The sequence below is a fragment of the Acidimicrobiales bacterium genome, from assembly GCA_036378675.1.
Classification (GTDB): Bacteria; Actinomycetota; Acidimicrobiia; order Acidimicrobiales; family Palsa-688; genus DASUWA01.
Map to the genome: position 1 here is coordinate 1 of DASUWA010000007.1, position 13,867 is coordinate 13,867.

15 protein-coding genes are annotated in these 13,867 nt (G+C 65.3%); 4 read left to right on the top strand and 11 right to left on the bottom strand.

Going from position 1 to position 13,867, the window contains the following annotated elements:
* On the top strand, positions 1-1,050 hold a 1,050-nt coding region (locus VFZ97_02185; protein ID HEX6392219.1), incomplete at its 5' end, for a sensor histidine kinase.
* A gap of 108 nt (positions 1,051-1,158) precedes the next feature.
* Here VFZ97_02185 and VFZ97_02190 read toward each other — a convergent pair.
* The 4 genes from VFZ97_02190 to VFZ97_02205 form a co-directional block, all read right to left on the bottom strand.
* Positions 1,159-1,449, bottom strand: coding sequence for a WhiB family transcriptional regulator (locus VFZ97_02190; protein ID HEX6392220.1), 291 nt, complete (start codon positions 1,447-1,449; stop codon positions 1,159-1,161).
* 139 nt (positions 1,450-1,588) lie between these two features.
* Complete coding sequence (locus VFZ97_02195; GenBank protein ID HEX6392221.1) at positions 1,589-2,536, bottom strand: diacylglycerol kinase family protein; 948 nt, start codon at positions 2,534-2,536, stop codon at positions 1,589-1,591.
* A gap of 4 nt (positions 2,537-2,540) precedes the next feature.
* Positions 2,541-3,296, bottom strand: coding sequence for a SigB/SigF/SigG family RNA polymerase sigma factor (locus VFZ97_02200; GenBank protein HEX6392222.1), 756 nt, complete (start codon positions 3,294-3,296; stop codon positions 2,541-2,543).
* Positions 3,289-3,687, bottom strand: a complete 399-nt coding sequence (locus VFZ97_02205) for a hypothetical protein (protein ID HEX6392223.1) — start codon at positions 3,685-3,687, stop codon at positions 3,289-3,291. Before VFZ97_02205 ends, VFZ97_02200 begins: the two co-directional genes overlap by 8 nt.
* A 96-nt stretch (positions 3,688-3,783) precedes the next feature.
* Here VFZ97_02205 and VFZ97_02210 point away from each other — a divergent pair, with 96 nt between their 5' ends.
* Together VFZ97_02210 and VFZ97_02215 are read left to right on the top strand one after the other, a co-directional pair.
* Positions 3,784-4,563, top strand: coding sequence for an electron transfer flavoprotein subunit beta/FixA family protein (locus tag VFZ97_02210; GenBank protein ID HEX6392224.1), 780 nt, complete (start codon positions 3,784-3,786; stop codon positions 4,561-4,563).
* A 44-nt stretch (positions 4,564-4,607) separates the two neighbouring features.
* Positions 4,608-5,576 (top strand): electron transfer flavoprotein subunit alpha/FixB family protein, encoded by a 969-nt coding sequence (locus VFZ97_02215; GenBank protein HEX6392225.1) that lies wholly within the window; start codon positions 4,608-4,610, stop codon positions 5,574-5,576.
* 92 nt (positions 5,577-5,668) lie between these two features.
* Here VFZ97_02215 and VFZ97_02220 read toward each other — a convergent pair whose 3' ends face one another.
* The 3 genes from VFZ97_02220 to VFZ97_02230 are packed head-to-tail and all read right to left on the bottom strand — an operon-like array spanning position 5,669 to position 7,787.
* On the bottom strand, positions 5,669-6,403 hold the full coding sequence (locus VFZ97_02220; GenBank protein HEX6392226.1) for an SCO1664 family protein: 735 nt from the start codon (positions 6,401-6,403) through the stop codon (positions 5,669-5,671).
* The gene (locus VFZ97_02225) at positions 6,364-6,996 is read right to left on the bottom strand and encodes a DUF3090 domain-containing protein (protein ID HEX6392227.1); all 633 of its coding nucleotides are present in this window, start codon (positions 6,994-6,996) and stop codon (positions 6,364-6,366) included. Before VFZ97_02225 ends, VFZ97_02220 begins: the two co-directional genes overlap by 40 nt.
* A complete protein-coding gene (locus VFZ97_02230; GenBank protein ID HEX6392228.1) occupies positions 6,993-7,787 on the bottom strand; it encodes a histidine phosphatase family protein in 795 nt (264 codons plus the stop codon). The genes VFZ97_02225 and VFZ97_02230 overlap by 4 nt, the downstream gene beginning before the upstream one ends.
* Before the next feature lie 28 nt (positions 7,788-7,815).
* Between VFZ97_02230 and VFZ97_02235 the strand changes: the two genes are divergently transcribed.
* Complete coding sequence (locus tag VFZ97_02235; GenBank protein HEX6392229.1) at positions 7,816-8,490, top strand: uracil-DNA glycosylase; 675 nt, start codon at positions 7,816-7,818, stop codon at positions 8,488-8,490.
* Positions 8,491-8,668: 178 nt separating this feature from the next.
* On the opposite strand, the gene VFZ97_02240 is transcribed toward VFZ97_02235, so the two are convergent.
* The 4 genes from VFZ97_02240 to VFZ97_02255 are packed head-to-tail and all read right to left on the bottom strand — an operon-like array spanning position 8,669 to position 13,864.
* The gene (locus VFZ97_02240; protein HEX6392230.1) at positions 8,669-10,411 is read right to left on the bottom strand and encodes an MFS transporter; all 1,743 of its coding nucleotides are present in this window, start codon (positions 10,409-10,411) and stop codon (positions 8,669-8,671) included.
* Between the two features lie 19 nt (positions 10,412-10,430).
* Complete coding sequence (locus tag VFZ97_02245; GenBank protein ID HEX6392231.1) at positions 10,431-11,159, bottom strand: LppX_LprAFG lipoprotein; 729 nt, start codon at positions 11,157-11,159, stop codon at positions 10,431-10,433.
* A 15-nt stretch (positions 11,160-11,174) separates the two neighbouring features.
* Positions 11,175-12,365: a prolyl oligopeptidase family serine peptidase gene (locus tag VFZ97_02250; GenBank protein ID HEX6392232.1), complete on the bottom strand. Its 1,191-nt coding sequence runs from the start codon at positions 12,363-12,365 to the stop codon at positions 11,175-11,177.
* Between the two features lie 44 nt (positions 12,366-12,409).
* Positions 12,410-13,864 (bottom strand): AarF/UbiB family protein, encoded by a 1,455-nt coding sequence (locus VFZ97_02255; GenBank protein ID HEX6392233.1) that lies wholly within the window; start codon positions 13,862-13,864, stop codon positions 12,410-12,412.
* Positions 13,865-13,867 lie beyond the last annotated feature (3 nt).

Here is a 13,867-nt window from a genome sequence, read left to right on the forward strand (position 1 = left end):
CCCGTTGACGAAGATTCGGTCACCGAGGTCCCTCGCGTCGGAGACGGTGTCCTCGTGCTCGACGCCAGCGCACGCATCGACTACGCATCTCCGAATGCGGTCAACGCGATGCACCGCATGGGCGTGTATTCCGGCCTCGAAGGCGTTCGGCTCGACGAGGCAGGTCTGGCCCAGTCTGCGGTTTCGCTCGCGTACCAGACGAAGCTTCCCGCGGCCGAGGAACTTGTATTCGGCAGCGACACCGCGGTGGGAATTCGCTGTGTCCCACTTCTCGACCACGGTTCGGTGACCGGTTCACTCGTGCTGGTGCGCGACGTCAGTGACCTGCGCCGGCGAGACCGGTTGCTGCTCTCGAAGGACGCTGCCATCCGAGAGGTCCACCACCGCGTCAAGAACAATCTGCAAACCATCTCTTCTCTGTTGCGCATCCAGTCCCGGCGAATGCCCGAGGGAGAGGGTCGTCACGCGCTCGAGGAATCCGAGAGGCGGGTCAGGTCGATCGCGGTGGTCCACGAAATCTTGTCCAGAGACACCACGGACGAGGTCGACTTCAACGACATCCTGCCGTCATTGGTCCGAATGGCCGAGGACCTCGGAAGCCCTGACCATCCCGTCCGCATCTCTTACACAGGTGCAGCGGGTCAGCTCCCGGCCGCCGTCGCCACGCCGCTGGCCGTCGTGATTACCGAGCTGATGCAGAACGCCGCCGAACACGCCATGCCGGCGGGGGTACCCGCCTCCGTGTCGTCAGGCGCGCACGAGGCCGCCTCCGAACAGATCCGCGCTTTATCGGAGAATCCTCCGGTCCTTCTGGTGGAGGTCGAGCTGCACCGGGAGGACGACCGCTTGCGGGTCTTCGTCCGGGACAACGGCATCGGGCTCCCTCCCGACTTCACCATCGACAACACCTCCAGCCTCGGCCTGTCGATCGTCCGCGGACTGGTGGGGACCCAACTCGGCGGGACCATCTCGATGCGCAACGACGGGGGCACGGTCGTGGAACTCGACATTCCCGTCGAGGAAGCCTCCGAGGACCTGGAAAGTCTGTGACATAGGCCCTCAGCGCGAAAACGCCCGGCTTGACCGGCCGGGCGCCAGCGGGCTTGTGACCGTCTATTCAGCTAGTGAGCTCGTTGGGAGTTCTGCTCGGGGAAGCCGCTAAGACGCTCGGCGCTGGCTGGCCAGCCAAGCCTTGCGCAACTTGCGCCTCTCGTCCTCGGAAGTCCCGCCCCAGATTCCGGACTCCTGGTTGGTTGCGAGGGCAAACTCGAGACAGGACCGCTGAGCGTCGCACTGCATGCAGACTGCCTTCGCCGCCTCGATCTGCTCGATCGCTGGACCGGTGCTCCCGATCGGGAAGAAAAGGTCCGGGTCGGTGTCACGGCATGCCGCTTGGTCGCGCCAGTCGTCTACGTCCCACTCGATATTGCGGCTCCAGGTAAGGGCCACGAGCGACTACCTTTCGGGGGAGGTTGTGAAAAATGTCACGTGCGTTGTAACACCAATCCGTGTGTTCACCGCAGCGATGCAACAGCGTAAAGCGCGGGTACCGCGAACGCAAGGCTTTGGGCAACCAAATTTGCGGTTGTCAAATCCTCCCGTTCTCCGGGACGACCAGCCGCAGGGTCTCCGGTTCCCATCGGAATTCCAGATGGGAGGCAGCCCCCAAGTAGTCGCCGTCCACCTGGTACGGGACGTCCCCACGGGGCAGGAGCACGGCCCGTACGACGTCGTCCACCACTGAAACCTTTCGGGAGTTCTTGAGCCCTTCGTTACGCCGGAGAGCGGTTGCGGCGAGGCCGAGGAACGTCGCCGCACCGAGCGACCGCAGCACGACCGCGCTGAGAGGGGTGTCCAAGGTCGCAGCCGGCGCCACATTGAACGGCCGCTCCCCGAGAAACGTGTACGGGTTGGTGTTCAAGACGATTGCGAAGTACCCGTCTTCGACGCTCACCTTCTCGCCGTCTCGCCGCTCGAGTTCCATGGAGAAGTGGGGGCGGCGCCGGTCGAAGCCACGGGCCCAAGTGTCGAGCGCGGCGTAGGCGAAGAACGCGTGGCCGAGGTACTTCTTGATGGCTGAGCGTTTTTCGACCTGGGCTACGACCGCGGCGTCGAATCCGACGCCGACGTGGAACAGGTAGCGCCGGCCGTTGACGCTCCCGAGGCCGACCGTGCGGATTCCTGCGGGTCCCGCCCCCAGCGCCGACAACAGCTCCCCGGTCGCCTCGATCGGGTCGTTTGTCATCCCGATAGTCCTGGCGAACACGTTGGTCGACCCGCCGGGGAGCACACCCAGCGCGCAGCCGGTACCGGCGATGCCGTTCGCGGCCTCGTTCAGGGTCCCGTCCCCCCCGAGCACCACGACGACGTCGGTGCCGCGTGAAGCCGCGCCCTGGGCGAGCCGCGTGGCGTGTCCCCGCCTGCTTGTCTCGGCGACGGTCACCTCGTGGTCCGCCGCGAGGGACTTCTGGATCACCACCCTGGCGCGGGCCGTGACCGAGGACGCCGACGTGTTGACGATCAGGAGCAGGCGCACCGACTCAACCCTGGTCGGATGGCGGCGCCTTCGCGAGCGAACGGAGCTGCGCGACCGAACGGGTCAGAAGCCGCGAGACCTGCATCTGCGATATGCCCAGCCGTCGGGCGATCTCCGACTGAGTGAGGCCCTCGAAGAACCGCAGCTCGACGACGTGGCGTTGTTTGGAGGGGAGCTGGCGAAGCAGAGGGTCGAGCGTTGCACGACCCTCAGCCCGTGCGAGTTCGGTGTCTTCGCCTCCCAGGCGCTCTCCGAGAGAGTCCCCGCCCTCGCCGTCTCCCTTTGGCGCGTCGAGCGAAGCAAAACGGTAAGCCTGTCCGGCTTCGAGCGCCTCCAGCACGTCTTCCTCCGATACGCCGGCCTCGTTGGCCAGCTCGGCGATGGTGGGTGATCGTCCGAGTTCCTGGCCGAGCGCGTCGATGACCTGGCTCAGGTTGAGGTACAGCTCTTGCATCCGGCGTGGGGCACGAACCGCCCATCCTTTGTCCCGGAGGTGCCTCTTCAGCTCACCGACGATCGTGGTCGTCGCGTACGTGGAGAACTCGATGCCCAGTCCTGGATCGAAACGGTCGACCGCTTTCAAAAGACCGAGCGAAGCGACCTGCACCAAATCGTCCAGCGGTTGACCTCGGTTGGCAAAACGCCGGGCGAGATACGACGCCAGTCCCATGTGCGCCGACACCAACTGATCGCGGAGCACCACGTCGCCGGAGCGCGCGTACTCGGCGAACGATTCCCGGAGCGAGTCGCGGTCAGTCACCGGTATGAGCCGGGTCGGTCCGGCGCCGCTTGACCAGTCTGAAATGAGGGGCAGGCGGACCGGGACCTAACTCGTGCTCGTCGACGAGGGCTCCAAGAATCACGCGGGACAGGTCGGTGAGGCCAACCGGCGCGATGTCCTCCAAGAAGCGGCCCTCGCCCTCGACCTCCAGCCCGTCATCGAGCATGACGTACTTGAGCTCCACCGTCCCCCGCCTGCCGGTGGGACCGGTGAGCCCGAAGCACAACTCGTCGATAGCCAGCCGGAGGTCCTCGACCTCGTCATATGAGAAGCCCAGCCGGCCGGCGAGACCGGCCGCAGTCACCCGCGCCAAACGCAGGAATTCGGGGGACGCAGGGACCAGGAGTCGCACCTCGTCGGGCTGGCTCACGAACCTGCGACCGTAGCAGCCCAGGAATGGCGCGGCCCGCCGCCTTCGTGGTCCCCCGGTTTGTTCCGTTGGTGAACCGTAGAGAACAATGAAGGAATGAACGTTGTCGTCTGCGTCAAGCAGATTCCCGACCCGGCGTCCCCCGGGAGGCTGGACCCTCAGACCCACAACCTGGTGCGCGAGGGCAAGCTGATCATGGATGAGTCCGACTCCTACGGCGTGGAGATGGGGCTCCGGCTGGCGGAGCAGGCCGGCGGAGGCGAGGTCACCCTGGTTTCGATGGCCCCCAACAACGAGACAAGCGGCTTGCGCACCGCTCTCGCGATGGGCGCGGCCAAGGCGATCCTCGTGAGCGACCCGGTGCTGGCAGGATCGGACGCTCTCGGCACTGCGAAGGTGCTCGCGGCCGCCATCAAGCGGGCCGAGCCGGATCTGATCGTCGCGGCGACGGAGTCCACCGACGGTTACACCGGCACGCTGCCGGTGCAAGTTGCCGAGCTTCTCGGGCTACCGGCAGTGACATTCGCGAAAAAGGTCAGCGTCTCCGGCGGCAAGGTCCACGTCGAACGCCAGACCGAAGCGGGTTACGACGAGGTCGAAGTGGCGTTGCCGGCGGTCATCACCGTTACGGCCGGTGTGGTGGAGCCGAGGTACCCGTCGTTCAAGGGCATCATGGCCGCCAAAGGGAAGCCGGTAGACGAGCTGAAAGTTTCGGACCTGGGTGTCGACTCCGGCTCGGTCGGTAACGGCGGCGCGGGCCAAGAGGTCGTTTCGGTCGCGCCTGCCGAGGCCCGCAAGGCGGGCGAGGTCGTCGTCGACGAGGGCGACGCTCACGAGCGGATCATCGCGTTCCTCGAAGAGCTCAAGGTCATCTAGCCCCGAAGGGCTCAAGGATAAGTAGAGAGGCTCACCGTTAGAAAATGGCACTGAACAAGATCTGGGTCGTAGTTGTCCGCGCGGGTGACAACGTCGCGCCTGTCTCCCTCGAACTTCTGACCAAGGCGCGCGAACTGGGCTCCACGGTGGAAGGAATCACGTGGGGCGACGCGAGCGGGCTCGCTGGTGACGTCGGAGCTCACGGCGCGACCGCACTGCACACAGTCGGGGATCTCGGAGGAGGGCTCGCAGGTCCTGCGGTCGCAGCGGCGATCGCCGACAAGATCTCTTCCGGGGACGCACCGGACGCGATCTTCATTCCGCAGACTTACGACGGTCGCGACATCGCGGGGCGGCTTTCGGCTCGCATCGACCGGCCCGTGCTCACCAACGTGGTTGGGCTCGAGGCGCAGGACGGAAGCCTCGTTACCGAGCACGCGATCTTCGGTGGCACCGAGATGCTGGACGCGAAATTCACCGCCGGTGCGCCCGGGATCTACGTCATCCGGGCGAAGTCCTTCGCTGCCGAGCCGAGTGGCGGCGGCGCCGCAGCAGTCGACACTTGGAGTGTCCCTGATCTTGGTGCTGCCGGGTCTGCAAAGGTGCTCGGGTCCCACGTCGAGGAAACCGAAGGACCGAAACTGGACGAGGCCGCGGTTGTCGTATCCGGAGGCCGCGGCTTGGGCCAGGCGGACGGGTACAAGATGATCGAGGACTTGGCCAAGCTTCTCAAGGCGGCGCCCGGTGCGTCGCGCGCCATCGTCGACGCCGGATGGGTGCCTTACTCGCACCAGGTCGGCCAGACCGGCAAGACGGTCAAGCCGACCGTTTACATCGCGGCCGGGATCTCAGGCGCAACCCAGCACATGGTCGGCATGAAGGGCTCGAAGAACATCATCGCCATCAACAAGGACCAGGAGGCGCCGATCTTCTCGATCGCCGACCTCGGGGTCGTAGGCGACGTGAACAAGGTGCTGCCCAAGCTCATCGAAGCGCTCCGAGCCCGAGCGTGACGGCCGAGCGTGGGGATGGGGTCCCCACGCTCCGGAGGAGGATGGGGCCAGTGAGTGTTAACGGGCCCCGTCCGGGTCAAATGTCATCGCCTTCAAACAAGCGGCCACGGGTAGGGGCGGTCGCTTCTCGGCTCCGGTAGGCGAGCGCGGTCGAGGAGTCTGCGGATTCGAGCCTTGAGCGCGGCCACCTCGTTCGGCCGGAGGTGTTCGTGCAGTGACGGTGGGATTCCGTCATCGACGAGCCTCGCCAGGTCCGTCAGGTCGTCGTCGTCGACGCGCTCGCCGGCGAAGTCCCATATGACGGTTCGCAGCTTCGGCTCCGGGTGGAAGCACAATCCGTGGTCTATGCCCCATACCTGGCCCTCGTCGTCCACCAAACAGTGGCCGCCTTTGCGGTCAGCATTGTTGGCGACAACGTCGAACGTTGCCATCCGCTTCAAGGGGCGGTGGAAGCGATCCTCTTCGAGGAGTGTGAAGTAATGCTGCTCGAAGTCCGCGTCGACGAACCGTTGAAGCGCCCCCGGTCCCATCGGCGCGTCCGCGCGTTCGATGGTCTCGGGAACGAAGTTCCATCCGAGCGCGGCTGACAGCTCGTAAGCCGCGATCTCACGGCGGTACAGGCCCCCCGGGAAGTCCCACAGCGGGCGTTCTCCCGCGGCCGGCTTGTAGACCGCCACGAGAGGTTCGTTTTCAGAACCGTCAGCCGGGCGGACGGTCACGAGGAACGTGGCGTTGCTGCTCCAGGGCATGCGGCCCTGGACCTCGACCTCGCCGGCGCAGAGCGCGCTCAGCGAGCGGGAGACCGGTGGCCGTTGGTCCGGGGGCACGAATGACCTTCAGGGTCCATCGGATTGCCGCACAGAGGACACGCTGGGCGACCCGCGCGCACCAAGTCCCGCCCTCGCCTGACCATCGCCGCGGCCTGCGATCTGGTGAGCCCGAACCGGCCGATCGCCTGATCTTCCAGGGCTTCGGATCCGCCGATCGAAGGTCCTAGGTCGGGGTCGATCAGGAGTCCCCCGTTCTCTGCGTCCCCGGTCTCAGTGTCCCCGGTCTCAGTGTCCCCGGTCTCAGTGTCATGGTCGTCTGCCTCAGGTTCAACTGTGATCTCCTCGGCTACCACGACGATCCGGTCCGCGTCGCTGTCATAGGCCAGCTGGATGCTTCCGACGATCCACTCTGCTAGCACAGGCTCGGTCAACTCGAGCTCGTCGTCGGGTGGGGTCGATTCCGGCACCGGAAGGTCGGAGAGTATTTCACCGATGAACTGCGCGAGCGCGGCGACTTGCTGCTTCTCCAGCTTCAGGGTGACGTGCTGATCGCCCTGCCGCGCCTGGATGTAGAACGTTCTGTGACCGGGCTCCCCGACAGTTCCGACGGTCGCCCACTCCACCTCCGGGAGATCGAAGGATCGGCTCATGACGGCACCAGGTCGCCGATGGAACCGGTTGAGTTGACCGCCAGGACGGTCGGACCGAGAGACCCGTAGCTGATCACGGTGATCGAGCAGGGAGATATGACGATCCGCTGAAACAGATCGAGGTGCGTCCCCATCGCATCTGCTACGACCGCCTTGATCGGATCGGCGTGAGACACCGCGATGACGGCTTCGCCCGGGTGGCGCTCGCAGATCCCGTGCAGCGCCCCCACAATCCTCGTCTGCATCTCTGCGAATGATTCGCCACCCGGAAAACGGAACCCACTCGGGTACCGCTGCACCGTCGACCACTCAGGCAATTTGGACAGGTCCTTCAACGAGCCTCCGGTCCATTCGCCGAAATCGCATTCGAGCAGGCCTCGATCCATTCGAACACGGGATCCGAGCGCCGCAGCGATCGCAGCGGCTGTTTCCTTGGTTCGTTCGAGCGGCGACGCGTAGATACCCCCGATCGAGGGCCGGCTCGGTCCCGGCGCCTTCTTCCTCCTAGTGGTCCTCTTGCCATCTTGTTCGGGATTGGCTTGTTCGGGATTGGCCTGTTCGGGATTGGCCCGTTCGGGATTGGCCCGTTCGGGATTGCCCCGTTCGGGATTGCCCCGTTCCGGATTGGCTTGCGCCCAGCCTCTCAACCTCTCGCCGACCGATTCCGCCTGAGCCTTCCCCTTGTCCGACAGGTGCAAACCGGGCGCGCGGCCGGGAAGCAGCGCTCCGGTCGTCGGAGTGGTCCCGTGTCGCACGAGAAATACCAAGGTTGCCGGAGGCGGGGCTCCCATATCGCCCGGCCAACCTAGTGTCTCTGGAGTGGTTGACGGCCGTGGCGAGCTCGTCCAAGTAGAACGCGAGATTGTTGAGTGCCGCGCGTGCCCGCGCCTAGTCGCGTGGAGAGAGGAAGTCGCCAAGGTCAAGCGCGCCTCCTTCGCTCACGAGGAGTACTGGGGCCGCCCGATTCCGGGCTTCGGGGATCCGGAGGCCCGGATCGCCGTGGTCGGCCTGGCACCCGCGGCTCACGGCGGGAACCGAACAGGACGGATCTTCACCGGCGACCGCTCGGGGGACTGGTTGTTCGGGTCGATGCACCGCGCCGGTCTCGCCAACCAGCCCGACAGCGTGAGCGTCGACGACGGTCTAGCGCTCCGCGACGTCTGGGTGTGCTCCGCGGTTCGGTGCGCGCCACCCGCCAACAAACCTCTGCCCGAGGAGCGGGACCGGTGCATGCCCTACCTGGTACGAGAGATGAAGGCACTGCCGTCCCTTCGTGTGGTCGTCGTGCTCGGGCAGTTCGCTTACGACGTCATCGCCCGGGTGTTCGGTCTCACCGGCCGGCCGCGCTTCGGGCACGGAGTCGAGATACCGCGTTCCGACGGCGTGCCGGCGGTGATCTGTTCCTACCATCCGAGCCAGCAGAACACCTTCACCGGCAAGCTGACTGCCCCGATGCTCGACGCCGTCTTCATCCGCGCTATATCACTTGCCTAGCTGGGGCCCCAGCCCCGGCCTCCCCCGGAGAGTGGGGACCCCACCCCCACGCCCGGCCGTTGACACTTGCCCGGCTAGGGCCCCAACCCCAGCCGTAACACCGGCCCGACTGGGGCCCCAACCCCAGTCTCCTCCGGACCGCGGGGCCCCGCCCCGCCGCTGGCCGTGCCCAGAGCAGTCAGGTCGGCTGGGGCCTCAGCAGGAACAGCGCCAAGACGCCGGCGATACCGGCGCAGATCGCCGCTCCGGCGAAGATGGTGTGCAGCTCGGTGACGACAGCTGCGTTGGTCGCGTTGGTGTAGGCCGGGCAGGACGTCGGATGGGTGGGGCAGAGCACGAGGGCAGAACCGATTCGAGCCTCGGCTTGGTAGAAACGGTGTAGCGCTATGGCGGTGAGGGCCGACAGTCCCACGAGCATGCCGATCGTGCGGGCAACTACGGCAAGCGAGCTTGCCAGGGCGTGTACCCGCTCGGACACAGCCCCCAGAACTGCGACGTTCACCGGAGCGATCGCAAGACCGAAACCGAAGCCGCAGACGACGAGCTCCACGTCGCTCCATCGCGGGCCGCCGCCCAACGACTTCTTGGACCAGGACGTCATCAAAAGGAACGCCGCGGTGGCCAGCACCATCCCGCCCGCCGCAACGAGCGGGGCCCTCGCCCGCGTGCGGCACAGAATGCCGCCCACAAGCGCGCCCACCGGGACGGCCAGCAGGAAGCGGAGCAATACGAGCGCGGCCGCGACCTCCGACTTCGGATCGACCGTCGCCCTGGCGAAGAGAGGCACGTCGACCAGCGCTGCCATGAGCGCACCACCCACGGCGAGGTTGACCAGCAGCGATCCCCAGGCCGGCCTCGCCGAAAGCGACCCGAACCTCAACAACGGTTCCCGCGCGGTCCGTTGACGAATCACGAATCCGATTGCGAGCACGACCGCCAGTGGCGCGACCACCTTCGCACTGGATGCCACGACCTGCCGGCTGGGGTCGGCCGTGGAGAACGCAACGACAACGCACGCGAGCACACCGGCGAGCAGCGCTGACCCGGGGAGATCTGCAGCCGCGAGAACACTTGGTAGGGTCCGCGCGGAGACAACCGGCCGGACTCCGAACGGCTTGACTGCCTCCCAAGCAACGAACAGGACGAGAGCGCCTATCGACGCGAGCGCGATAGGCGTCGTGAATGCAGACCATGCGCCCGACGTTGCCGGCGTGTATATCTGGCCAACTGAGGCGCTGTTGGCGAGGCTCGACGGCGCGTCAAGCGCAAAGATGAGACCGGCGCAACCTACCAACAGCAGAAGGATCCCAATTACGTCGCGCCGCCCAGATCGGCGATCACGTCTGGTGGTCAACCAGAACGCGGACCCGACCACAATCGTCACGGGTACGTTGATCCAGAAGATCGCCCGCCACGACGCCACCGCGACCACTGCAGCGCCGTACAGCGGTCCAATCACGCTGCCCAGCTCCTGCACGGCGCCGACCAAGCCCAGCGGCGCGCCGCGTTCGTCCGGGGCCCAGCGGGCGGCCACCATGGCCAGTGCGACCGGGACGAGACCGCCGCCTCCCAAACCCTGCAGTGCCCTTCCCGTCACGGCCACTGGAAGGTTGTGCGCGGTGGCGGTGACGACGGAGCCGCTGGCAAAGATGGTCAGGCAACCCGCGAACACCGGGGCCGTACCGGCGAGATCGGCCAGCCGGCCGATCAGCGGCAGTACCGCGGTGTAGCCGAGCAGGAACCCGCTGATGATCGGCGTTGCTCGTTGCAGGCGATCAAGCCCGATGCCGACTCCCGACATGATCGCGGGCAGCGCCACGACCACGACGTAGGTGTCAGCTGCCGCTAGAAGGACTGCGGATGCTACGAGGCCGAGCCTCCAGCGGTCGCGCTCGTTCCGCACCACCAGTGGCTCGGTCACCCGGACGTCCATGTCGCGTTCAGCTGGTGGGTGGCAGGGTTATCGGGACGCTTTCTCCGTAGTTCGTCAGGGTTACCGTGAAAGTGGCGTTCGAGGTCTCGCTTACGAAGGGGCCGGTGAGATCCACTCGTCGAAGCTGATGGTTGCTCGGGTCGATCGCAGCCACGAGCACCACGGGGCGGCTCGGATCCTGATTGGGTAGCAGCGGCACGGCCGAACCCGGGATGGTCTCCCTGATCTCGTCGAGGAGCTCGCCTCCCACGCGCTCCGTTCCGATTTTCCGGGCGCCGGTACCGGAAGTGAGCATGCTCGAAAGCCCGTGCTGGGTGCTCAGAAGGTCAGTCGGGTTCCCCAGGCCGAACGAGGCTGGATCGATCTTGCTGTATTTCGTGGAGAACGGAAGCTGCGCTTCCACGGTATTCCCGACAGCCACAACCTTCACAGACGCGCGCCCGCCGGCGACAGAGACGTCGAGCGACCCCTGCAACCGGTCCGGCCTCACCATGTCGCCCTGGCCGCCCTCGATAACGGTGCCGCCCGCCGCCGCGTTCGTGCTCGTGAGGGTGAAGTGAACTCCTTGTGCCGAGTCCAGGGTCGACTTCGCGTTCTCAAGCAGCGCTTGAGGACTTGCGGAGGAGCTGGAGCTGCCACAGGCAGCCAGCAGCGCGAGTAGGCACAAGCCGCCGCCCGACAAGACCAGTTTGTTGGCGGTTCGCGGCAACACAGTCTGGAACGGGCGTCGGGGCAAAAAGTCTCCTAGGGGTCAACCAGTGCTGAAGCCGGTCGCCTTGAGGAAGCGCCCGACAGCGCGAAGGTAGTGTGCGCGGCCGAGGTGCACTATGTGGCTGCCGGGGAACCATTCGATCTGGGGATGCCCCCAGTGCTCGTACAGCCGGGCCGATTGCTCGGGCGGAGCGAGCCGGTCTCCGAGCCCCCCGATTATCAACAGGCGGTCCCGGCTGAGAAGGGGCGGATAGTTGAGCGGGCTGTGAAGGTTCATCGACGCCTGGAACGACTCCTCGGAAATGCCCGATTTTCGGAGAGCAATCTTGAGCAGCTGGCCCGCCGGAAACCACCCGTCGAGCAACCTCGACATGTCCGTGACAGCGGAGTTGGGTATGGCCACGTGAAGGCGTGGTTCGGCGGCTGCCATGAGAGCGCTGACGTAACCCCCCAGCGACAGTCCGGTTATGCCCACGTGTTCCACTCCGGTTGAGATCAGGTAGTCGACCACTACCCGGATGTCGCAGATGCTTTGCAGCATCGCTTCGTGGAAGTGGCCGAGCCCGTCGGTGAAGAGCCCGGAGCCGCTGAACGGGGCGAATCGGTCGTTCCTCGCTCCGTGGAACGGCAATGTGACCAGGACGACGTCGCAGCCGTGGCTGTAGAACCAGGGTAGCGACATGAACGTGCTGTTGAACCAGTAGGGCGAACCGGTGAAGCCGTGGACGACGATGATCGTGGGACGCGGACCGTCTTCGTGACGCCAATGTTGTGCCCTGGCAACCGCGTTCCGGTCGTGGCTCGTGTAGGACGTCCGCAACTTCGGGCAGGTCACCCGGTATGGACTCTTGAAGCTGATCAGCTCGATGTAGCCGACCCCGGGTGCCCAGAGCTGACGTCCGAGCCTTCGGGCCTTCATCTTCACCGGCGGAGGCGCCAGGAAGACCTTGGAGGCGTCGGCGTCGGCGGCCAACTCGCCAAAAAAGTCGATCGATGCCCGTTGCAGGGCGCTCGAACGGCGCCTCAACGTTGCCGGCGCTGCAGCGGCAGCTACGACCGACGCAAGACCTGTTCGGAGCCACAGGTCCATCAACGCGATCGCTTGAACCTGAATACCGCCGTCGGGGACGGCGTCGCGCCACGCGGCGTCGGGGCCGGCCAGGCCGATCGAGCGCGGGCCATCGAAGGGAGCGTCAACTGGTGGTTCGGGATATTCGGCTTTGATGCTCACGGGTGTCAGCCTTGTCTATTCGGCGCTGAACGTGGTTGATTCTGCTAACTGGGGAACACGACGCCCGCATCGGCGGCTCGTTTTGCCGCCTCGTCGGGGAATATGTTCTTTACCAGAAATAGGTCGGTCGCAATCTGCCAATCAGGGGCGAGTCCTTTGATATAGCGCTCCATGTAGAGCATCTGCTTCGAGAAGAGGACCATCTCCTTGGGGGCTGTCATGCCGTACTGCCTCATCATCTCGAGGGACGACACGATGAAGTCCCCCAAGCTCATGCTGGACGCGCTTCCGAGCATCGGCGCCACGACCAGCTTGATCCTTGAGCCCACTTCTTCATCGGTCCCCATGTCGTCGCTTATTAGGCCAAGCCGCTTGTAGGCCCTTGCGATCCGGGAGAAGTCCTGATCGAACATGAAGGTGAACAGCAGGTCTTTGATCAGCTGCTTGTAGTCGTCGGGGACCTCTCCCATGATCCCGAAGTCGAGATAGCTGGCGCGGCCGTCGTCGAGAACCCACAGATTTCCGGCGTGCATGTCCCCATGGAATGGTCCGTGGACGAGAACTGCCTCGAGCCACGTCTTGGCGCCACGCCGGAGCACGAGTTCCCCATCGATCCCACGATCTCGGATTGCGTCGAACTCGTCCATGGGAATTCCGGTCATCCGCTCCATGCAGATCATGTGGGGACCGCAGTAGTCCCAGTAGATCTGCGGCGCGGTCACCCAGTCGTTGTCGCCGAAATCCCAAAGCTTGTCCCGGAAATGGTGTTGGCGCCACGCTTCGAGAGCCGGGTTCAGCTCGCTGAACGTGACGTCGTGCAGGTCCTCTACCAACGCAATCGCGTTGGCGTTCCGGGCGAATTGGAAGAATTTCTCCATGGTTTTTGCCAGCCGGTACATGATCCGCAGGTCGGTCGTCATCTGCTTGCGGATATTTGGCCGCTGAAGTTTGATCACCGCTTCCCGGCCGTCTGGGAGCACACAAGCATGTACCTGACCGATCGAGGCGGCCGAAAGGGGGGCTTCGTCGAACTGTTTGAAGATCGCGGCGGGCGGCAAGCCGAGGTCCTTGCGGATCATGTCGCGCGCGGTCCGGCCGTCGAAGGGCGGTACTTCATCGAGGCAACGTTGGGCTGCGGACGCCAGCGGCTGAGGGAACAGCCCAGGCGACGACGCAATGATCTGGCCGAGCTTCACGTAAGTCGGGCCGAGGCTTATCAGCGCGTCGACTCCGCCGTGCGCTGCCGCATCTAAGACGTTTCGCTTCCATGGACGTACCAACCAGGCTGCGAGACGAAGACCGACGCGAATCGGGATCATGACGTACACGGTCACGAGCCGGAAGAGCTCGGCAACTCCGAAAGCGCCAAGGCGGGGCACCTCAACCTCGAGGTCCTGAGGGGGAGGGCCGTCGGCATAAGGTCCGCGGAACTGGCTTCTGATCCCGGCTGTCCCGAAGTCGGATCCGGGGATCACGACAGCTGGTTCCGGATGGCTCATGCC